20 protein-coding genes and 1 tRNA gene are annotated in these 18,905 nt (G+C 63.4%); 8 read left to right on the top strand and 13 right to left on the bottom strand.

Annotated elements, in window-relative coordinates; all coding sequences use genetic code 11:
• Window position 1: 1 nt before the first annotated feature.
• From phnE to phnG, 10 genes are all read right to left on the bottom strand, one after another.
• The gene (gene phnE / locus U0C82_RS12160; RefSeq protein WP_322187393.1) at window positions 2-826 is read right to left on the bottom strand and encodes a phosphonate ABC transporter, permease protein PhnE; all 825 of its coding nucleotides are present in this window, start codon (window positions 824-826) and stop codon (window positions 2-4) included.
• Between the two features lie 277 nt (window positions 827-1,103).
• A complete protein-coding gene (gene phnD, locus U0C82_RS12155) occupies window positions 1,104-2,120 on the bottom strand; it encodes a phosphonate ABC transporter substrate-binding protein (protein ID WP_322187392.1) in 1,017 nt (338 codons plus the stop codon).
• Window positions 2,121-2,174: 54 nt separating this feature from the next.
• The gene (gene phnC / locus U0C82_RS12150; protein ID WP_322187391.1) at window positions 2,175-3,038 is read right to left on the bottom strand and encodes a phosphonate ABC transporter ATP-binding protein; all 864 of its coding nucleotides are present in this window, start codon (window positions 3,036-3,038) and stop codon (window positions 2,175-2,177) included.
• A gap of 146 nt (window positions 3,039-3,184) precedes the next feature.
• On the bottom strand, window positions 3,185-3,802 hold the full coding sequence (locus U0C82_RS12145; protein ID WP_322187390.1) for a DapH/DapD/GlmU-related protein: 618 nt from the start codon (window positions 3,800-3,802) through the stop codon (window positions 3,185-3,187).
• On the bottom strand, window positions 3,802-4,521 hold the full coding sequence (gene phnL / locus U0C82_RS12140) for a phosphonate C-P lyase system protein PhnL (RefSeq protein ID WP_322187389.1): 720 nt from the start codon (window positions 4,519-4,521) through the stop codon (window positions 3,802-3,804). Before phnL ends, U0C82_RS12145 begins: the two co-directional genes overlap by 1 nt.
• Complete coding sequence (gene phnK, locus U0C82_RS12135) at window positions 4,522-5,298, bottom strand: phosphonate C-P lyase system protein PhnK (protein ID WP_322187387.1); 777 nt, start codon at window positions 5,296-5,298, stop codon at window positions 4,522-4,524.
• Entirely contained in the window at window positions 5,295-6,140 is an 846-nt protein-coding gene (locus U0C82_RS12130; RefSeq protein ID WP_322187386.1) for an alpha-D-ribose 1-methylphosphonate 5-phosphate C-P-lyase PhnJ, read from the bottom strand. Before U0C82_RS12130 ends, phnK begins: the two co-directional genes overlap by 4 nt.
• A complete protein-coding gene (locus tag U0C82_RS12125; protein ID WP_322187384.1) occupies window positions 6,137-7,234 on the bottom strand; it encodes a carbon-phosphorus lyase complex subunit in 1,098 nt (365 codons plus the stop codon). The genes U0C82_RS12130 and U0C82_RS12125 overlap by 4 nt, the downstream gene beginning before the upstream one ends.
• Before the next feature lie 3 nt (window positions 7,235-7,237).
• Window positions 7,238-7,834, bottom strand: coding sequence for a phosphonate C-P lyase system protein PhnH (gene phnH / locus U0C82_RS12120; RefSeq protein WP_322187383.1), 597 nt, complete (start codon window positions 7,832-7,834; stop codon window positions 7,238-7,240).
• Window positions 7,835-7,838: 4 nt separating this feature from the next.
• A complete protein-coding gene (phnG, locus tag U0C82_RS12115; protein WP_322187382.1) occupies window positions 7,839-8,330 on the bottom strand; it encodes a phosphonate C-P lyase system protein PhnG in 492 nt (163 codons plus the stop codon).
• A 173-nt stretch (window positions 8,331-8,503) separates the two neighbouring features.
• Here phnG and phnF point away from each other — a divergent pair, with 173 nt between their 5' ends.
• Both phnF and U0C82_RS12105 read left to right on the top strand, forming a co-directional pair.
• Entirely contained in the window at window positions 8,504-9,238 is a 735-nt protein-coding gene (phnF, locus tag U0C82_RS12110) for a phosphonate metabolism transcriptional regulator PhnF (RefSeq protein WP_322187380.1), read from the top strand.
• 364 nt (window positions 9,239-9,602) lie between these two features.
• On the top strand, window positions 9,603-10,220 hold the full coding sequence (locus tag U0C82_RS12105; protein ID WP_322187379.1) for a pyridoxamine 5'-phosphate oxidase family protein: 618 nt from the start codon (window positions 9,603-9,605) through the stop codon (window positions 10,218-10,220).
• A gap of 29 nt (window positions 10,221-10,249) precedes the next feature.
• On the opposite strand, the gene U0C82_RS12100 is transcribed toward U0C82_RS12105, so the two are convergent.
• A complete protein-coding gene (locus tag U0C82_RS12100) occupies window positions 10,250-11,581 on the bottom strand; it encodes a mechanosensitive ion channel family protein (RefSeq protein WP_322187378.1) in 1,332 nt (443 codons plus the stop codon).
• 459 nt (window positions 11,582-12,040) lie between these two features.
• Here U0C82_RS12100 and U0C82_RS12095 point away from each other — a divergent pair, with 459 nt between their 5' ends.
• From U0C82_RS12095 to U0C82_RS12080, 4 genes are all read left to right on the top strand, one after another.
• Window positions 12,041-12,397, top strand: a complete 357-nt coding sequence (locus U0C82_RS12095) for a helix-turn-helix domain-containing protein (RefSeq protein WP_322187377.1) — start codon at window positions 12,041-12,043, stop codon at window positions 12,395-12,397.
• 148 nt (window positions 12,398-12,545) lie between these two features.
• Complete coding sequence (locus U0C82_RS12090; RefSeq protein WP_322187376.1) at window positions 12,546-13,205, top strand: hypothetical protein; 660 nt, start codon at window positions 12,546-12,548, stop codon at window positions 13,203-13,205.
• Window positions 13,206-13,277: 72 nt separating this feature from the next.
• On the top strand, window positions 13,278-13,988 hold the full coding sequence (locus U0C82_RS12085; RefSeq protein WP_322187375.1) for a hypothetical protein: 711 nt from the start codon (window positions 13,278-13,280) through the stop codon (window positions 13,986-13,988).
• A 153-nt stretch (window positions 13,989-14,141) separates the two neighbouring features.
• Window positions 14,142-14,561 (top strand): protein rhiC, encoded by a 420-nt coding sequence (locus U0C82_RS12080; RefSeq protein WP_322187373.1) that lies wholly within the window; start codon window positions 14,142-14,144, stop codon window positions 14,559-14,561.
• A gap of 225 nt (window positions 14,562-14,786) precedes the next feature.
• Here the strand turns inward: U0C82_RS12080 and U0C82_RS12075 are convergent.
• Together U0C82_RS12075 and U0C82_RS12070 are read right to left on the bottom strand one after the other, a co-directional pair.
• Window positions 14,787-14,862 (bottom strand) — tRNA-Phe (locus U0C82_RS12075).
• Between the two features lie 530 nt (window positions 14,863-15,392).
• The gene (locus U0C82_RS12070; RefSeq protein WP_322187372.1) at window positions 15,393-16,352 is read right to left on the bottom strand and encodes a GntR family transcriptional regulator; all 960 of its coding nucleotides are present in this window, start codon (window positions 16,350-16,352) and stop codon (window positions 15,393-15,395) included.
• 192 nt (window positions 16,353-16,544) lie between these two features.
• Between U0C82_RS12070 and U0C82_RS12065 the strand changes: the two genes are divergently transcribed.
• Together U0C82_RS12065 and U0C82_RS12060 are read left to right on the top strand one after the other, a co-directional pair.
• On the top strand, window positions 16,545-17,642 hold the full coding sequence (locus U0C82_RS12065) for an isocitrate/isopropylmalate dehydrogenase family protein (protein ID WP_322187371.1): 1,098 nt from the start codon (window positions 16,545-16,547) through the stop codon (window positions 17,640-17,642).
• 154 nt (window positions 17,643-17,796) lie between these two features.
• Complete coding sequence (locus U0C82_RS12060; RefSeq protein ID WP_322187370.1) at window positions 17,797-18,894, top strand: ABC transporter substrate-binding protein; 1,098 nt, start codon at window positions 17,797-17,799, stop codon at window positions 18,892-18,894.
• Window positions 18,895-18,905: the final 11 nt, after the last annotated feature.

Here is an 18,905-nt window from a genome sequence, read left to right as displayed (position 1 = left end):
GTCACGTCACGAATTTCCGCAGCTGTTGGGACAGGAGATCGGTGAGAACGACGCAGACCACGATGATGATCAGGATTGCTGCTGATTCGGCATAGTAGAATCCTCGGATGGACTCGAAAAGGATCTGGCCGATCCCGCCGGCACCGATCACGCCGAGGATCGTCGCCGAGCGCACATTGGTCTCGAACCGATAGAGGAAATAGGAGACCCAGAGCGGAAGCACCTGCGGGATGACGCCGTAGACCACCTCTTGAATTCGGGATGCGCCGGTGGCGCGGATGCCTTCGACCGGGCGCGGATCGATCGATTCCACCGCTTCGGAGAAGAGCTTTGCCATGATGCCGGTGTTGTGGAGGAAGAGCGCCATCACGCCCGCAAACGGCCCGAGGCCGACCGCGACCACGAAGAGAACGGCCCAGACGAGTTCATGGATGGCGCGGAAGAAGTCCATCAACCGGCGCGTCGGCTGAAGGATCCACCACGGCACCATGTTGCGCGCGCACAGGATGCCGAAGGGAATCGAGACGATCAGCGATAGAACGGTTCCCCACAACGCGATCTGGAGCGTCACCACCATCTCGCGCAGATAGTACTGCCATTGGGAGAAATTCGGATCGGTGAAGCCGGCGGCATACTCGACCATGTTTCCGGCATCGGTGAACAGGTACGTCCAGCGGCCCATTTCGGCCGGAGCCCAGCTCAGGATCAGAAGGCCGAGAAGTGCGAGGCCGAGCCCGATGTTCCAGTAAGTCCGCGACCAGTCGCGACCTTTATTGACATCGATCGTATGTTCGCTTCCGTCACGCGGGGCAGTGTCTATGGTCATCGGCTCGGGTCATGGGCTTGGGTCATGGGCTCGCGGGAGTGTGATAGGGGGGGGGGGTGCGGCGGATGCCGATCCTTGGTTCGGCCGCTTCCCTGGCCAGCGGGACCGGTGGTCGGCCGAAATTCGGGCCTGGGTGCCGGTTCATCGGCTCGCAGATGGCGCATTGGGAGAGCCGTGAACGCCTTTTCGCTCTCCGGCCGGTGGCCCGAAAAGCGGCCCTTCCGGAGAAGGACCGCTCTTCAAGTCGGCTATTGGATCGTCAGCTGGCCCGAAAGGTTCAAGCGCCCGAAGCCTTGGCGTTGGCATCGATCTGCGCCTGATATTCCTTTTTCTGGGCTTCCAGGTCTTCGATCTTGGCGGCTTTCTCTTCGTCGCTCAGCGTCGTGTCGCCCTCGATCTGCGCGATCGTCTTGGAAATCTCCATGACGCGGATCGGCAGCAGCTGATCGTTCGACGACTTGCGGAACGGCGCCCATTCGAGACCGGCCAGGATCTCCTTTTCCGAAGCGGCGTCGCCCTTTGATTCTGGCGTGCCATAGGAGAGGATGAAGTCGGAAATCTTCGCCTTGGTCTCTTCCGGAAGGTCGCCGCGAACGACGAGCGGATCGGACGGGATCAGCGGGGATTTCCAGATCACCTTGATCTTCTTGAAGGCCTCCGGATCGTTCTGCTCGATCAGACTGAGGCTCTCGGTGTTGTTGGCAGCCGCGTCGACCTGGCCATTGGCGACGGCCATGGCGTTGGTTTCGTGGTTGGCGTTGCGCACCGTCGCGAAGCATTCCTTCGGGTCGACGCCGTTCTGGGCGAAGACGAAGGTCATCGGGACCAGAAAGCCGGAGGTCGAGTTCGGATCACCGATGCCGAAATCGAGGGACTTGTCGCATTCGAGAAGATCGTCGAGCGAGTTGAGCTCCGAATCGGCGGGCGCGAGGATAAGCCCCCAATAGCCTGGATTTCCCGACACATCGACCGTCTGGGCGAAGACTTCCCCGCCGGCGCGATCGACGGCTTCCATGGCCGATTTGTTGCCGTACCAGGCGACGTCGACCTTGCCGAAACGCATGCCTTCGATGACACCGGCATAGTCGGTTGCGAAGAACGGGTTCACGGTAAGGCCCGTCTGCTCTTCCATATCCTCGAGGAACGGCTCCCACTTCGGGCGCAGGTTCTGCTGGCTCTCGGTGGAGATGATGCCGAAATTAATCTCCGTCGGCTGACTGTCCTGAGCCGAGGCCGTGCCGGTCAGGGTGATCGCAAAAGCACTCGCGGCCAAGGTCTTGAAGATGGCGTTCATGGATCGTCGTTCCTTGTTGTTTCGATTGTTCGTCCTGGTCACGCTCGCGGGGATTCAGGCCGGCACGAGCTCTTTGCGCGTCTTATCGGACGTCTCGCGGTGTGGACTGCTCTCGGGACGCGGCTTGCTCTCGACCGCGAGTTCTCCGGGCAGAACAAGCTCTTCCGAAGCCGAGCCGTAGAGCTCGGTCAGGAATTCGTTGGACAAGGCTTTGGACGGGCCGTCATAGACGACCCTTCCGTCACGCATCGCGATCGTGCGCTCGCAGTAGACGCGCGCATATTCGACCTGGTGCAGCGAGACGAGAATGGTCATCGCGTCCCGCTTGTTGATGTCGGCCATGACGTCCATCACGCGGCGCGCGGAGGCCGGATCGAGCGAGGCGATCGGCTCGTCCGCAAGCAGGATGTCCGATCGCTGCAGAAGCACCCGGGCGATCGCTGCGCGCTGCTGCTGACCACCCGACAGGGTCGAGGCGCGCTGCCAGGCGATATCGCGGATGCCGACCCGCTTGAGGGCCTTGATGGCAAGGATCTTCTCGTTTTTGGGGAACAGACCCAACGTTCCACGCCAGCCCGCCACGCGGCCAAGCGCACCCACGAGCACATTCTTGATGACCGGAAGGCGATTGACGAGGTTGAACTGCTGGAAGATGACGCCGGTCTTGCCCCGCAGCCCCCGCGCGCCGGCGGCGAGGCGGCCCTCCTTCTGCAGCAGATCGCCGAAGATGCGAATTTCCGATTTCGAGGTATCGCCCCGCTCGATCCCGGCGATATGGCGCATCAATGTGGATTTTCCCGAGCCGGACGCGCCGATCAAAGCGACCATCTCGCCCCTTGCGATCGAGAGATCGACTTCGGACAGGGCGCACGTCTTCCCGAAATGTTTGGAGAGTTTCTCGACTTCGATCGCGTACATGAAGCGTCCCTCAAGAGCCGGCCCAAAGCGCCCTCCCGCAGACCATTAACCACCATCGGTGTGACACGGATGACAGTCCTGCGAAGGTTCGATGACGGCGACGATGCAGGGCCGGCGGGCTCTTTCGAACAGGGCCGAGAGCGCGGTCAGCGTCCAAGATGCTTGTCGACGAAGCCTTTCGCATCGAGGCTGCGAAAGTCGGCAAGGGTGGCCCGCAGTGTTTCGTGCGGCCAGTCCCACCACGCCAGTTCGTCCATTCGCCGGGACAGTTCGGGATCGAACCGGCGGCGGATCATGACGGCCGGGACGCCTCCCACGATCGTGTAGGCCTCGACGTCTTTCGTGACGACGGCGCCCGCGCCCACGACCGCCCCGTTGCCGATGGCGACCCCCGGCAAGATGGTGGCCCCATGTCCGATCCAGACGTCGTGGCCGATGGTGACGGCATGCTCCCGCCGCCAGTCGAAGAATTCCCGCTCGTCGGTCTCGCCGTCGAAATAATCGCCGGCGCGATAGGTGAAGTGATGCTGCGTCGCCCGCGAGACCGGATGGTTTGTCGCGTTGATCCGCACGGCGGCGGCGATGTTGACGAATTTTCCGATCTCGGCTCGCCAGGCTTCGCAATCGCGCATCATGTAGGAATAGTCGCCGAGGCGGCTCTCGGCGATGCGGCAGCGTTCGGCGACTTCGGTGAAGCGGCCGAGATCGCAATCCTCGATCTCGGCATTCGCATGGACAAGGGGCGCGACGGAGAGCTTCGGCATCACGCGGCTCGCCTTCTTGAGGAGAACGCAGAAACGTCGACGATCCGACCGCCGAGTCGGGCCCGAACCGCCTCGTCGTGAAAGATGCCGAGAATGGCGGTCCCGCCGTCTCGCTTCTCCTCGATCATGGAGCACACGACGTTCCGGTTTTCCGTGTCGAGCGATGCGGTCGGCTCGTCGAGAAGAAGGACCGGATGGCTGGTGGCAAAACCCCGGGCGATGTTGACTCTCTGCTTCTCGCCACCGGAGAAGGTTGCCGGCGGCAGATCGAAGAGCGCGGCGGGAAGATGAAGGCGGGCGAGCAGATCGCGGGCGATGCTGCGCGCCTCTTCCCGGTCGGTGCCACCTTCACGCAACGGCTGCGCGACGACGTCGAGGGCGCTGACCCGAGGGATCGCCCTCAGGAACTGGCTGACATAGCCGATCGTCGTGCGGCGCAGCGCGATGATCTGGCGCGGGCTTGCTCCGGCCAGATCGACAAAGGGCCCTTCGGGCGTCGACCGCATCAGGATCTTGCCGGCCTCGATCCCGTAATTGCCGAAGATCATGCGCAGGATCGAAGACTTGCCGACGCCCGAGGGTCCACCGAGAACGACGATCTCGCCGGCCGAAACTGCGAAATCGACATTGTCGACGACCGGCAGATGCACCGATCCGCGCAGATGATTGGTGAAGCTCTTCGAAACATGGTCGAGCCGCAGCAAGATTCGGTCGGACATTCAGACCTCCAGGATCGAGGCGACGAGAAGCTGGGTGTAGGGATGGCGCGGATCGTCGAGGACGCGGTCGGTCAGGCCGGTCTCGACGACCCGGCCATTCTTCATGACGATCATCCTGTGCGAAAGGAGGCGCGCGACTGCGAGATCATGGGTGACGATGATCGCCGACAAACCGAGCGCGTCGACGAGACCGCGCAGGAGGTCGAGCAGGCGTGCCTGCACCGAAACATCGAGCCCGCCGGTCGGCTCGTCCATGAAGACGAGGCGCGGATGGGTCACGAGATTGCGTGCGATCTGAAGGCGCTGACGCATGCCGCCCGAAAAGGCGGTGGGTCGATCGTCGATCCGCAGGCCGGGGATCTCGACGCGGCTGAGCCAGTCGTCGGCGGTTTCGCGGATCCTGCCGTAATGCCGGTCTCCCACGGCCATCAGACGCTCGCCGATATTGGCACCGGCGGAAACCCGCATGCGCAGCCCGTCCGCAGGGTTCTGGTGGACAAACCCCCAGTCGGTCCGCATCAGAAAGCGCCGCTCGGCCTCGGTGAGACTTGCAAGATCGCGGGTTTCGCCGTCCCGCATCCGGTAGGAAACCTGGCCGGACGTCACCGCGAGCCGCTGCGCAAGACAATTCAGGAGCGTCGTCTTGCCAGAGCCGGATTCCCCGACGATGGCAAGGACTTCACCCTCGTGAATGTCGAGCGAGACGTCTTCGCAACCGACATGGGTGCCGTAATGCCTGGTGATCGCGGTTGCGGTGAGAAGTGGCCTTTCACTCATGCGGCGCGTTCCCGCCGTTCTTCGCAATAATCCGTGTCGGAGCATGCGAACAACCGCCCTCCGCGATCGTCGGTGACGATCTCGTCGAGATAGACACCGCTCGCGCCGCACAGGCCGCAGGGACGATCGAACGCCTGGACCCGGAAAGGATGATCCTCGAAGTCGAGACTCTCGATCTGCGTATAGGGCGGGATCGCGTAGATGCGCTGTTCGCGGCCAGCGCCGAAGAGCTGCAGCGCCGGGCAATCGTTCATCTTCGGGTTGTCGAATTTCGGGATTGGCGACGGGTCCATCAAATATCTCCCCTCGACCTTCACCGGATAGGCAAAGGTGGTCGCGATATGGCCGTTCCGGGCGATGTCCTCGTAGAGTTTGACGTGCATCAGCCCGTATTCCTCGAGAGCGTGCATGATCCGCGTTTCCGTCTCGCGGGGTTCGAGAAACCGCAAGGGCTCGGGAATCGGCACCTGGTAGACGAGGATCTGGCCTTCGCTCAACGGCGTTTCGGGGATCCGGTGCCGGGTCTGGATCACCGTCGCGTCCAGGGTCTTCGTCGTCACCGCGACATTGGAGACACGGGCAAAGAAAGCGCGGATCGAGACCGCGTTCGTCGTATCGTCCGAGCCTTGATCGATCACCTTGAGGACATCGTCCGGCCCGATGATCGACGCAGTGACCTGGACACCACCGGTGCCCCAACCAAAGGGCATTGGCATCTCCCGCGCGGCGAACGGCACCTGATAGCCGGGGATCGCCACGGCTTTCAGGATCGCGCGCCGGATCATCCGCTTCGTCTGCTCGTCGAGATAGGCGAAGTTGTAGCCGGGAAGCGTCGCGGTCATTTTGCCGCCTCCTCGTGCCGATCTTCATCGGCCTGTTCGTTCCGCATCCGGCGAAGGAGTTCGAGTTCGGCCTGGAAGTCGACGTAATGGGGCAGTTTCAGATGCTCAACGAAACCCGTCGCCTGAACATTGTCGCAATGGGCAAGCACGAATTCCTCGTCCTGTGCCGGTGAGCCGCGCTCCTCGTCGAATTCGTCGACGCGCAGAGCCCGGTCGACGAGACTCATCGACATGGCCTTGCGCTCCGACTGTCCGAAGACGAGCCCATAGCCCCGCGTGAACTGCGGTGGCTCGGACTTCGACCCCTTGAACTGGGAAACCATCTGGCACTCGGTGACCTTCACCCGCCCGATGGTGACGGGAAAGCCGAGTTCCGGAAGATCGACCTCGACCTCCACTTCGCCGATACGGATTTCGCCCACGAAGGGATGGGTGCGTCCGAAACCGCGCTGGGTCGAGTAACCGAGCGCCAGCAGAAATCCCTCGTCTCCTCGCGCCAGCGCCTGAAGCCTGGCGTCACGCCCGGCCGGGTAGGCGCGCGGACTGCGGGTGAGATCGGTGGGCTCGCCGCCCGGCTCCGCGTCACCGTCCGGTTCGATCATCGCGTCGGCGCCGAGAATGTCGGTGACGCGCGGGGCGGATCGGTGCGGATCGGCGGGCCTCCTCTCGGCACCCGGCACGGTGCGATCCCCGGCCATCTCGGGTTCGATGAGCCGGTGGGTGTAGTCGAAGGTCGGGCCAAGAAGCTGCCCCCCGGGGAGATCCTTGTAGGTGGCCGATATGCGTCGCTCGATGCGCATGGCCGCCGTATCGATCGGCGTCGAAGCGGCAAAGCGCGGCAGCGTCGTGCGATAGGCCCGAAGCAGGAAGATCGCCTCGATCAGGTCTCCCCGCGCCTGCTTCACCGCCATCGCGGCCAGCTCCGGATCGTAGAGCGAGCCCTCGGCCATCACCCGATCGACGGCCAGCGCCAGCTGCTGGGCGATCTGCGCGAGCGTGAGCGCCGGGACCGAGCGATCGCCGCGTCGGCGATCGTCGAGCAGACGGTGCGCATTGGCGATGGCAGCCTCGCCACCCTTGACGGCAACGTACATGGCTCAGGCCTCCATCACGACGGTCGAGCGCGGCAAGGCAAGGAGCGCCGAGCCGCAGGTGAGAATGAGATCGAGGCCGCACGGAAAGAGCGCGCGATTGGCTGTCCGAAACTCGACAAGGTCGCCAGGCAGACCGGCGATCGAAACTTCGAGCCTGTTCTCGATGCCCGGCCCCTCCAGAACGAAGGGATCGCCCTTCGCCAGACTGTCGGTTTCGACCAGAACGGTTGCCGAGAGATCGGGATAGGCGAGCGTCCCGAGCCGCAGGCGCCGGAGCCATTCGCGATCAATCTTCGAGACGACGGCGAAGTGGGCGTTGTCCGCTTCGCCCGGTCGGGCCCCGGTATGAAAGGCAAGCCACGCCTCCACGGCGTCCGAGCATTCCTCGAAGAAAACAGGCGTGTCGCCGTCGGCAATCGTCAGAAGCAGCGCACCTGCTGCAACGGAAAGCGGCGCGGGCGGATGGCAGCACGGACCCAGATCGACGAGAGTGCCGGGCCGGCTCGAAGCCGCGAGCAGTTTGGCGAAGACCCCTTGCGCATCGAAGACCGAATCGGCGAAACCACCCTCGACACTCAGTGCGGAACGCGCATCCGACATTGCGTCAATCCTCTCCTCGGACCATCGTAAAGAAGTCGACCCGGGTCGCCGCCGTTTCCTCGGCATGGCGCGCGTCGCGTTCCGCAAGCGTCGCTTCGATCGCCGCAACGACCTCGGCTTGGATGCGCTCGCGCTCGTCCGCCACTTGCCAGAGTGCGTCGAAACTGGCCGCGAGCCGAGCTTTCTTGAGATCGCGGCCCAAGATCATCGCGTGGCCGATGACAGCGCCGGCGTGATCCTCGATCCGCACACTTGCCCGCGTCACGCTCGCCTCGCCGAGGTTGAATGGCGCCCCGCCCCCGCCCGCTCGCCCGCGGACCATGACGAGGCCGACCTCCGGCCCGCGGACGGTCGAAACGGCGCGGCCCGATCCCAGTCGCTCCCAGGCTTCCGCGATGAAGCCCGTGTCGGCCCGCGCGAACGCCGCCATCGCGCGTTGGCGCGCTCTGTGCAGCTCTTCGCGAAGATGCTCATCGGATCGGTGTTTCGCGCTCAAACTGACTATCCCGATTGACATAGGCTTTGTGAAAGAACGGCCGCAGCGTGCCCCTGCCCGCTCGCAGCTCGCGGTCGAAACCTGTTCTGAACCGGTTATTCATCTAGTTGTGTATACAAATCATGCGTTTTCAGATACCATATCCCCGGTGACAATCTGATGACGGATGGCATATGGACGGTGCTCATACGAATGATGGGATCGCGCGGTGGCGCCGGATCGCCGACCAGCTGGAACGCGATATCGTCGGAGGATTGTTCGCCGACAGGCTTCCGCCGGAAGTCGAACTGTCGAAGCGGTTTTCGGTCAACCGGCTGACGATCCGAAAGGCGATCGCCTCCCTGGCCGACAGAGGGTTGGTAAGGGCGGAGCAAGGGCGCGGGACGTTCCTCAACGAAAGACAGGAGCGAAAGCTCACCTATCCGGTCGGGCCGACGACACGGTTCACCGAGAATATCGGTTCGGCCTCGAAAGATCCCGGTGGACGTGTCATCGGATCGAACCGGGAGCTGGCGGACGCCGAGATCGCCCAGCGTCTCGGCTGCGGGCAGGGACAGCCGCTCATTCGACTTGAAATGTTACGGGTTGCCGACACGCTGCCGATCCTCGTCTCGACGCACTGGTTCGTCGAAGAACGGTTTGCCGGTATCGTCCCCGCCTATGCCGAGACGGGCACCCTTACCGGCGCTTTGACGAAGTGCGGGGTCCCATCCTATCGACGCCTGCGAACCGAAGTCGCTGCCGAGACCGCCCGGTCGCCGGACGCCGAGCGGCTTCAGATCGCGCCCGGCGATCCGGTTCTGGTCACCCACTCCGTCGATGTGGATGACGAAGGCACGCCGATCCAGACGGCGCGGACGCGGTTTCGGGCAGATTGCATTGCTCTGGCGTTCGAGCATGCGGGCTGAGAATGGCCTCGCAAAACGCTTGCGAAAGGGCGCCCTCTCCCCGCCGAAGATATCGATGGGACGACAGTGTCGACGACGGAACCCTGCCCGCACGGTTCGACCTCGCGGAGCCGATGCGTTCCGCATTTTCGTGACTGGTCCGGGCATGTCCGCAGCCGATCGGAAGCCAAGGGAAGCGGCGTTGAGGGCGGCAAAGCAAAGGCATGGCCGACTGCCGCCGTCCCGATGAATGGTATACGGCGAATGCGGAGGCCGGACAGATTGGGCGGCATGATGGGTTTGTTGCCGTGCTCGTCACAAATCGTTCGTCGACTGGACGTAGTGTTTCCTTTTCATCTCACGATTCGCCTGCGAGACGTTCGACATGCCATCAGATATCGTCACTTCAACGGAAGGGCTCGAAGCGCTGTATGGCGCCGTCGCTCCTCCATCGATCACAAAGGAAGTCGATCACATTCACCCGGCCTATCGGCCTTTCATCGAGGCCGCACCCTTCCTCGTTCTTGCCACCGCTGGACCGGAAGGACTCGATGCCACACCCCGTGGCGATCCCGCCGGGTTCGTTCACATCGAAGATGAACGGACACTTCTGTTGCCCGACCGACGTGGCAACAACCGTATCGACAGCCTTCGCAACATCATCTCCGATCCGCGTGTCGGGCTTTTGTTCCTGATCCCTGGCATCGGCGAGACGCTGCGCGTCAACGGGACGGCCACCATCTCAGTCAGCGAAGCCGACCTCGCACTGTTCGAGCACGCCGGCCAGCGTCCTCGCTCCGTGCTGCGGATATCCGTCTCCTCGGTCTTTTTCCAATGCAGCCGCGCTGTCATCCGAGCTGGGCTTTGGAACAAGGAAACGCAGATCGAGCGCTCGATGTTGCCGAGCCCCGGGAGCATTCTGCGGCAACTTTCGGCGGGTGAGGTCGATGGTGAAGCCTATGACGATGCCTTACCAAAGCGTCTGGCGGAGACGCTCTATTAGTCATCGCGCCTCGCCCCGCGATGCAGCGCTCACGATGGCCTGTCCAGCAGGTTTCCGTCGGCCGCTTCCGGGATCGTCCCATTGGCAATGTCGCTCGGCAATTCGGTCATTTCGCTTCCCAGTCCGCCTTCAGCCACGCTTGCTTCGCTGTTTGAACCGTCGCCCCCGACAACGGGTTTTTCGCGAATGGGTTTGCGCAAGGGTTCGGATTCACGCTTTTGCAGCGCGCCAGCCTTTTCTACGAGCGGTACACCGTCAGGAAAAATGATCTCGCGGGCCTCGTCCGGCATCGAAATGCCGTTCTCGACGAGCACCCGCATGATGAGCCGAAGAGCGGAAGAGCGCACCCGAAGCGGCGACAATGTGCGCCCATCGATCCAGAAATGCGCCTTCAGGTTCACCGTGGACGAGCCCAGCGCATCCACCAGCACCATCGGCGGCGGCTCGTGGAGGATCGCGTCGTGCGAGCGCAGAATGGTCGCGATCAGGGTCTGTGCCTCCTCGACCGAGGCGTCATAGCCGATACCGACCTCCGCCGTCACCCGGCGCGCGGGCGCGGCGGTGTAATTGACGATCGTGCTCTTGAACACCGTCGCGTTGGGAATCTGCACATGGTTGCCGTCGATGGTCAAAAGGATCGTCGATCGCGTGTTCATCGTCTGCACGACGCCTTCGAAACCGGCAACGCCGATCACGTCGCCCGAGCGGAACGGCTGGCGGATGCTGAGGATCAGGCTGGCGAGAAAGTTCTCGGCGATATCGCGAAACGCAAATCCGAGGACGATGCCGATCACCCCCGCGCCGCCCAGTAGCGAGACGGCAAGCCCGGTCAGCCCCGCCACCTGCAAAACGAGGTAGACGCCGAGCAGCAGGACGGGAACCGCGATGCCCCGCGCGATCACGTCGCGCAGAAAGGTCTGCTCGACGCGCGGCGCCAGCACGCGGCGCATGAGAGAGGCGATCCTGCTCGACAGCCACCAGGCGACGGGCAGGATCAGAACCGCGAGCAGGATCAACGGTAGGGTGACGACGATCCGGCGTGCCAGCGCCTCGACTTCGGACAAGGCAGGCGCGATGTTCCAGCTTACCTCTTCGCGGACTTCGATATGGTTGACGACGGCGACGACACCCTCGGTGCGGGCTGCCAGGTCCCGGGCCCAGGTGCGCTGCTCCTGCGACCCGGCAATGCCGCTGACAAACACGACACCTTCGTCGACGGTGACGTCGATCGCACGATACCAGCCCGTCGCGTCGAGGATACGGTCGAGACGCGCTGCGATCGCCTCGTCGCGGGCGATCGGCTCTACCGCGACATCCTGCTCAGGCGCGACAATCTCCGGCTCGTCGATGACCTGGGCCATAGCCGGCGTCGCGAGACCGAGAAGGCAGGCCAAGAAGACCGCTCGACACATGGTCTTGCAACGCTCCGGTTTTTCAGAGCCGTTCGCGCAATTCATCGTGGCGCCTTCTTGCTTGGACCCCCAACCGGTCGATCGACCGGTCTTGTAACTATGACATCGGCTGGGTGTTGGCGAGTTTCCACGGTCAGGACACTTACCTTTCAAGTGCCCGCCCCCAACGTTCCCGCCGCGACAGCCTCGGTCGACACATCACCATCGCCTGGGACCGGAGGTTTATTGCTTGGCGCGAGCAAAGCGTTTCGGCGCGCCATCGGTCACATCTGCAAACTCTTCTGGCCAACGGAAGGCTCAAATGGCCCGAAAGCCACCGGAAAGACGCCATTCCAAACACGCGATGCTCTGGGCCGAGGCAGCAACTGCATAATTCTTCTTGCTGTACATTCGCGCAAGGAGAAATAGGTGAAGACTAATCGTGATCGCGGTCAGCGGATCCGCCAGGCCATGAAAGAGAAGCGGTTCAGCAAGGTCCAGGCTCTGGCGGTTGAACTTGACGTATCTGTCGCTGCTGTCTCGCGTTGGCAGAATGGTGGACATATCTCCCTCGACCATATTTGCCTCCTGGCGGAGAGGCTCGACGTTTCACTCGACTGGCTGCTGCTCGAACGCGGCACGCTCGACTGGCACCGCGGCAGTCCGTTTCAACAATCCGAACTCCAGCATATCGCGTTCCTGCGTCGACAGTCGCCCAGGGTGCGCGCCATTTTCCTCGATCTCGTGAAAGCTTTGGGAGACGGAGCGGATTCACGCGCAACGTAAAAGTATTGCAACTTTTACGTTAAACGAAACAATCAAAAATTGTGTCTTTCGCCTTTTTCGCGCATTGTTTGTGGGCGCGGATATTGAAGTTCTCCGGGCCACAATCCGAGTAATCGCCAGATCGGCTCACGTCCAAAAGGTATAAGAGATGTCTACTTTACTCACGATCAATATCGAGAACGACGAATCGACCAACCAGACATTCTACGTCTTCCAGCAGCCGGCCATCTATGACGGAGGGTCACAGGTCTACAGCAACGCGCTCTGGTCGGGTCTCCTCGGAGGCTATCAGGAGTCGGGCGGGACGCTGACATTCCAGATCAACATGCAGTTCTACGCCGGCATCCAGCAGGCTCATTCCACCCCGCAGGTCGGCCATTCCTCGGGTTATGCGTCGGCCATTCGCGCCATCGATCTCGAAACCGACGGGACGACGACGAACGATTCCGTGACCGCGACACTCACCCCGCTCGGCCTGTCCCGTCCGGTCGCGGAAGAAGGCGTGCAGGGCGGAGCGTTCCGCATCAACACGCCGTCCTTCTCGCCTCCGGCGATCTACAATGTCGGATCGGCGATCGAGGTCGTCGATCAGGGCGTCGTGATGTCCAACTTCGTCGTCGCCAGCCCGGACACCTTCGTCGATTGCCAGCCCATCCTGAAATTCTACGTCGCGACCGGCACGTATACGCCGGGGACCGTCATGAACTTCACGCAGGCGAGCCTTCACGCCGCGCTCTGCGACTTCACCGGCGGCAAGACCGAGATCAACGTCACGCTCAACAATGACGGGACCTGGAAGGTCGGCTGATCGATCCCGAACGTTCCAGGCTGTCGCAATCCGGCGACGGCCTGGAGGCCAGTGCGAGCGGAGACGTCAGCGGTGAACACGTCATTCACGATTGTCATCGAGAACCGGTCGGCCGCCGATGCCGCGTTCTTCGTGTTTCAGGAACAGGCGGGTTTCGCGGGTCTGGCCGAACCGAAAATATTCAGCAATTGCCTGGCGACGGGGCGTCTCGCGCCGCAGGACAGGTCCGGCGCACAGCTCGTCGTCGCGCTCGATCGCAGCGTCAGAGCCGGCGCGACGCGGCGAAACCAGGCGATCGGCGGCAAGCGTTCCGCAGCTCCCACCCGTTTCGGCGGCGCGATCGTCAGTCGTGCCAGCGCCTCGCAGCCGGTCGTCCTCGCAACCGGGTCCCAGGCGGACGAGCCAGCCAACGCGGTGACGCTCGCCGTCGATCCCCTGGGGCTTTCGGCGGCGGTTCACCGGCCCGGCCTGGGCGGCGACGCATTCGGTCTGCAAGTGCCGCCCTTCGCCGTCGAGCATCGCGACGATCTTTGCTGCGGCAACGCGTTTCTCGACGAGAACGGCCTCGTCATCCTGTCGTCCTTCGTGGCGCCGCCGCCCAATGTGGATCTGCGAATATCGCCGGTTCCGGTGTTCTACGTCCGATCCGGAAGCGCCGAAGTCGGACGGCCCGTTCGTTACGATACGACGCATGCGGCGCGCTGCGATTTCACGTCCGGGCGCATGGTGTTCGCCGTTCGCTACAACGCCGACGGCACGTTCGAGCCGGGCGATAGACTTTGATCCGTCGTGGCACTGCCGCCCGCCGACATGGCGGCCCGGACACTCGCCGACGGAACCAGCCTGATTTCGGCATGACCGAAATATGTGTGCCGAGCGGTACACAAACGAGCAACGGGGCGGATGACGCCCGTCCAACCCACAGGAGCGAATATCATGAACAAGTCCTCTCGATTGCAGACCGTCTTCGCCGCCACGCTGGCCGTTTTCGCCGCCTCCCATGCCCACGCCGCAGATCCGGTGACGACCGGGGTGGTGATCCGTGGCGTCACCTTGACGGGGCCCGCCGGCGCGCCGGGAACCGCGACCGGCAAAGTCTGCGACTTCTCCGGCGAGGAGGTCAATCAGGCCGGCAGGCTGACCGGTGCGAGCGTCAACTGCCGCGCCGGCGGCAATCTGGGCAATACGCTCGTCGGCCTGCCGGCCCGCTTCAATGCCTACTGTTCGGTCAAAGCGCCGGTGAAGAGCGCCCGGACGATCGTGGCACCGTTGCGGGATAACGCGAACCACTGCGATCTGTCCGGCATCACCATCAAGGATGCGACAGGTCAGTTCGGGGGCGCCGTCTGGCGATGACACAAGACGGTTGAGCGGCACGCCGCCTTCCGCCTTGCCCCTTGGCTTGGGGCACGCAGGCGCACCATCCTCGTCTTCACCGACCTCTCGTCGATGAAGACGAGACCTCCGGCCGCCTCGACGCATCGAACGGGACCGTCACGAGCATTGCGCGGCGCGAGAAGGTGAAAGCCGCATCGACCGATCTAACGGCGAGGGAATTCGGGGCCTGAGGCAGGAATTGAATGGTGCCCGAGGGCGGATTTGAACCACCGACACAGCGATTTTCAGTCGCTTGCTCTACCAACTGAGCTACTCGGGCGCCGCGCTAAAGTTCGCCTGCCGAATCGTGCGTTCCGGCTGCAAACCTCGCGGTTGCCGGCCTTATAGAGAAGCGGAATCGGCCTGTCCAGCACCCGGTTGGCATGAATTTTCAAGACGCTCGCCGCCATGGCCCCGGTGCACGGCGAAGGCTTGCGGCGGACGGCATTCGGGCCGTGATCGAACGCATCGCACGTTCCCCTCTTGCGGCAGCAAGCACCGGTACGATCGGGCATCAACGAAGCCGGGCATCGATCGCCCGCTCCGCCGCCATCGTCAAACCCGTTCCGAGCGACCCGATGTCGACCCACCCCTCGGCGCGCCATGCCGCAGGCCGCGGTTTTGCGAACGCGCCCGGACGGTCGAGAAGAGCTCGTATCCAAGGATGGCGAAAGGCTCGCTCGACACGCACTCGATCTCGAGCCAGTCGCCTCCTCGACCCGACCGGTTTTGATCACGGGGCTGAGAGGTCATCGACATCCAATTCGCCCTTGTCCCCTCAGCGCGCGTCGCGCGAGACGCTCTCGCGCTTCAGGAACGCCCGGCTGGATCCGTCGCCGTCCCCGGCGCCTCCGCAGAGCTCGCGGACAACGCATCGCGAGCCCACAACAAGGGCGACTTGCTGGTCAACGCTCCGCCAAGATGCTTGCGCATGAGATAGGACGCTTCGATGATCTCGTTGCGCTCGAGGGCCGATAGGATCTCGAGGTGCTGGGAGCACTGGACCGAGAGGAGGGGTCGGTCGACCTTGGAGCGGTACTCGAGCAGTCGCCGCATCCGGTTCACGCGGACAAGCGACATGTGCATGAACGGATTGCCGCTCATGCGCATCAGTTCCTCATGGAAGTTCGAGCCGTTGTCGAGAAGGCGATCGGCCGGGAGCCGCTCGATGTCGGACTCCAGCATCTTCTCCTGGATGCGCCGCTGCTCGGCGAGGATCCTCGCATCGACGCGGAAGTCCGGTTCCAGCATGGCGGCCGGCTCGATCATCATGCGGAAGCGATAGATCTGCTCGAACGCCTCGGGGGTCTTGGCAACGGGAAGCAGGCGCCAACCGTAGCCCTGCTTGCGTTCCGCCCATCCCTCCCTCGCGGCGCGCACGAGGATGTCGGAAACCTGAGCCTTCGTGAGACCATAGCGCTCTCGCAGCATCTGCTCACTGACGTCCGAAGGAATGCGGTCGGTGAGCCAATCCTCGGCCAGTCGCTGGTAGACGTCCAGTGCGTCGTGCGGCAGCGGTTCGCTTCCCGCGGCGTCGCCCTCAGTGTCGCAGACCTCCTTGGCGAAGAAGCCCCGGTTGGGCTGCTGCTCGATGACGCCACGCTCCTGGAGGAGCGTCAGCGCGTCGCGGACCGGCGATCGGGAAACGCCGAAACGGTCGGCCAGAGCCTGGGTCGCGAGCTTTTCCCCGGCCTTGATGTCCCCGACGCGGATCAGTTCGCTGAGCCTTCCGGCGAGCGACAGCACGAGCGGGCTTGCGGTTTCCGACATCCAACACGTTCCCTCGCGCGACCCGTTGGCGTCGCGCCGTCTCAAAAGCGCAGTGTATAACCACTCCGACGACCGATCAAAATGCATTTTTCAACGTCTAAGTCCAAAATTTTTATTGCATTTGACGTGAGAGAAAGCCAAACTCCTCTCATGCCAACTCGGCGGCGCCGCCGCACCAATGGGGAGAGAGCGATGCGTTTCCTTGTGCTGCCGTGCGACGGCATCGGCCCGGAGATCACGAAGGCCACGATGGAGGTGCTGGAGCAGGCGAACCGCCGCTTCGACCTCGGCATCGCGTGCGACTACGAGGACGTGGGTTTCACCAGCCTCGAGAAGTACGGCACGACGCTCCGCGACGAGACGATCGAGAAGGCCAAGGGCTACGACGGCATCATCCTCGGCCCGCAGTCGCATATGGACTACCCGCCGCGCGACCAGGGCGGACCGAACGTGTCCGGCGGCTTCCGGGTCAAGCTCGACCTCTATGCGAACGTCCGTCCCGCCCGGAAACGATCCTTCCTGCCGGGCAAGGAGATGGACCTCGTCATCATGCGCGAGGCGACCGAAGGCTTCTATCCCGACCGGAACATGTTCAAGGGTCTCGGCGAGTTCATGCCGACCGAGGACGTCGCGCTGTCGGTCCGCAAACTGACTTCGAAGGCCTGCGAGCGCATCGCCCGCGCGGCGTTCGAGCTTGCGGTGAAGCGCAGCAGGAAGGTCACCGCCGTCCACAAGGCGAACAACTTCATCATCACCGACGGCTTCTTCCTCGACTGGGTCCGCAAGGTTCACAAGGAGTTTCCCGAGGTGGTCCTGGACGACGTCATCATCGACGCCATGGCCGCCCATCTCGTCCGGGATCCGTCGCGCTACGACGTGATCGTCTCCACCAACTTCTATTCGGACATCATCTCCGACCTCGCCAGCGAGCTGTCGGGAAGCCTCGGCCTGGCGGGCTCGATCAACGCCAACAAGGAAGAGAACCGGGTCTGCGCGCAGGCGCAGCACGGCTCCGCCCCGGACATCCAGAACCAGAACATCGCCAACCCGTCGTCGCTGATCCTCTCGGTCGCGATGATGCTGAGCTGGATCGGGGAGAAGCGAGGGCTGCCGAACTACGAGGCTGCCGGCGCGGAGATCGAGCGAGCCGTGGATGAGGTGCTCGAGAACCCGGATAGCCGAACACGCGATCTCGGCGGCTCGATGAACTGCGATGCCTTCGGCTCTCGGGTCGCTTCGGTCGTCGGCTGCGCCGAACCGCAGGACCGGATGGTCGCCAACGCTCGGTAACGGGCCAAAAAAATGGCTTTTTCCACGCATTAGGCCATTTTTAGCAGGAGGGAATTGCGGTCGGCGGATGGTCCGTCGACCGTCTACCGCCCGGATCCCGGAGGAGCCGTTGCCAAGGCGCGGCTGGGATCCAGGCTTATGGGGAGGAGTTCACATGCGAATTTTCAAGTCGACCTTCTTTGCGAGCGCCATGTCGCTCGCCGCGGTCGCGGCCGCGTCGGCGCAGGACGTGCCGGCAGGCTATCCGGCCGACTATGCGCAGACGATCGAGGCGGCGAAGGCCGAAGGGCGCGTCGTGATCTACACCTCGACCGACGCCGCGCAGGCGCAGCGCCTGCTGGACGCCTTCACCGGCAAGTACGGCATTAAGGTCGAGTATAACGATCTCGGTACGAACGGCGCGTACAACCGTGCGATCTCGGAGGCCGCCGCCAGCCAGGTGGGCGCCGACATCGTCTGGTCCGCCGCGATGGACCTCCAGATGACGCTCGCGGCCGACGGGTACATGGAGCCCTACGACTCCCCCGAGAAGGCGAACCTTCCCGAATGGGCGAACTACGAGGACACTCTGTACGCCACGACCATCGAGCCCATCGGCATGATCTACAATACGGGTGCCCTGTCCAAGGACGACGTTCCGCAGACCCGTGCAGACCTGATCGCCTATTTCAACGACAACCGCGACGAACTGCGGGGTCGCGTCGCGACCTTCGATCCCGAGAAGAGTGGCGCCGGCTTCCTGCACCACACCAACGACGCGCAGAGCACGGACAGCTTCTGGGACCTCGCGAAGGCGATGGGCGGCGTCGGGGTGAAGACCTACTCGAGCTCGGGCTCGATGCGCGAGACGGTGGTCTCCGGAGAAAACGTCCTGGCGATCAACATCATCGGATCGTACGCGCTTGACTGGGTCAAGGACAGCCCGAACCTCGGCGTCGCGTTCGGCACCGACTACACGGCCGGCTTCTCCCGTCTCGCCGGGATCATGAAGGACTCGCCGAACCCGGAGGCGGCCAAGCTGTTCGTGGACTTCATGCTGTCTCAGGAAGGCCAGAACGCGCTCGCCGCCGGCAGCCTTCCGTCCGTCCGGGACGACGTGACCGAGGGGCTGAACCTTTCGACCCTGAACGAGCGCGTGGGCGGCAAACTCGACCCGATCGACGTCGACGATCATCTCCTGACATACATGCAGCCGCAGAAGCGGGTTGAGTTCTTCCGCGAGTGGACCGCCGCGACAACCGCGTCGAACTGACCGCCCGACGG

Source organism: Fulvimarina uroteuthidis, from assembly GCF_034321785.1.
Lineage (GTDB): Bacteria > Pseudomonadota > Alphaproteobacteria > Rhizobiales > Rhizobiaceae > Fulvimarina > Fulvimarina uroteuthidis.
The sequence above is the reverse complement of the archived record's forward strand: the minus strand, read 5'-3'. Positions and strand labels throughout refer to the sequence as shown.

Excerpts from the sequence above, each read along its gene's own strand:
- phnE (WP_322187393.1), bottom strand. The coding sequence starts at position 826 with ATGACCATAGACACTGCCCCGCGTGACGGAAGCGAACATACGATCGAT.
- U0C82_RS12125 (WP_322187384.1), bottom strand. The coding sequence starts at position 7,234 with ATGTACGTTGCCGTCAAGGGTGGCGAGGCTGCCATCGCCAATGCGCAC.
- phnC (WP_322187391.1), bottom strand. The coding sequence starts at position 3,038 with ATGTACGCGATCGAAGTCGAGAAACTCTCCAAACATTTCGGGAAGACG.
- U0C82_RS12145 (WP_322187390.1), bottom strand. The coding sequence starts at position 3,802 with ATGCCGAAGCTCTCCGTCGCGCCCCTTGTCCATGCGAATGCCGAGATC.
- U0C82_RS12100 (WP_322187378.1), bottom strand. The coding sequence starts at position 11,581 with ATGGCCCAGGTCATCGACGAGCCGGAGATTGTCGCGCCTGAGCAGGAT.
- phnL (WP_322187389.1), bottom strand. The coding sequence starts at position 4,521 with ATGTCCGACCGAATCTTGCTGCGGCTCGACCATGTTTCGAAGAGCTTC.
- U0C82_RS12065 (WP_322187371.1), top strand. The coding sequence starts at position 16,545 with ATGCGTTTCCTTGTGCTGCCGTGCGACGGCATCGGCCCGGAGATCACG.
- U0C82_RS12080 (WP_322187373.1), top strand. The coding sequence starts at position 14,142 with ATGAACAAGTCCTCTCGATTGCAGACCGTCTTCGCCGCCACGCTGGCC.
- U0C82_RS12060 (WP_322187370.1), top strand. The coding sequence starts at position 17,797 with ATGCGAATTTTCAAGTCGACCTTCTTTGCGAGCGCCATGTCGCTCGCC.
- phnK (WP_322187387.1), bottom strand. The coding sequence starts at position 5,298 with ATGAGTGAAAGGCCACTTCTCACCGCAACCGCGATCACCAGGCATTAC.
- phnD (WP_322187392.1), bottom strand. The coding sequence starts at position 2,120 with ATGAACGCCATCTTCAAGACCTTGGCCGCGAGTGCTTTTGCGATCACC.
- phnH (WP_322187383.1), bottom strand. The coding sequence starts at position 7,834 with ATGTCGGATGCGCGTTCCGCACTGAGTGTCGAGGGTGGTTTCGCCGAT.
- U0C82_RS12105 (WP_322187379.1), top strand. The coding sequence starts at position 9,603 with ATGCCATCAGATATCGTCACTTCAACGGAAGGGCTCGAAGCGCTGTAT.
- U0C82_RS12130 (WP_322187386.1), bottom strand. The coding sequence starts at position 6,140 with ATGACCGCGACGCTTCCCGGCTACAACTTCGCCTATCTCGACGAGCAG.
- U0C82_RS12090 (WP_322187376.1), top strand. The coding sequence starts at position 12,546 with ATGTCTACTTTACTCACGATCAATATCGAGAACGACGAATCGACCAAC.
- U0C82_RS12070 (WP_322187372.1), bottom strand. The coding sequence starts at position 16,352 with ATGTCGGAAACCGCAAGCCCGCTCGTGCTGTCGCTCGCCGGAAGGCTC.
- phnF (WP_322187380.1), top strand. The coding sequence starts at position 8,504 with ATGGACGGTGCTCATACGAATGATGGGATCGCGCGGTGGCGCCGGATC.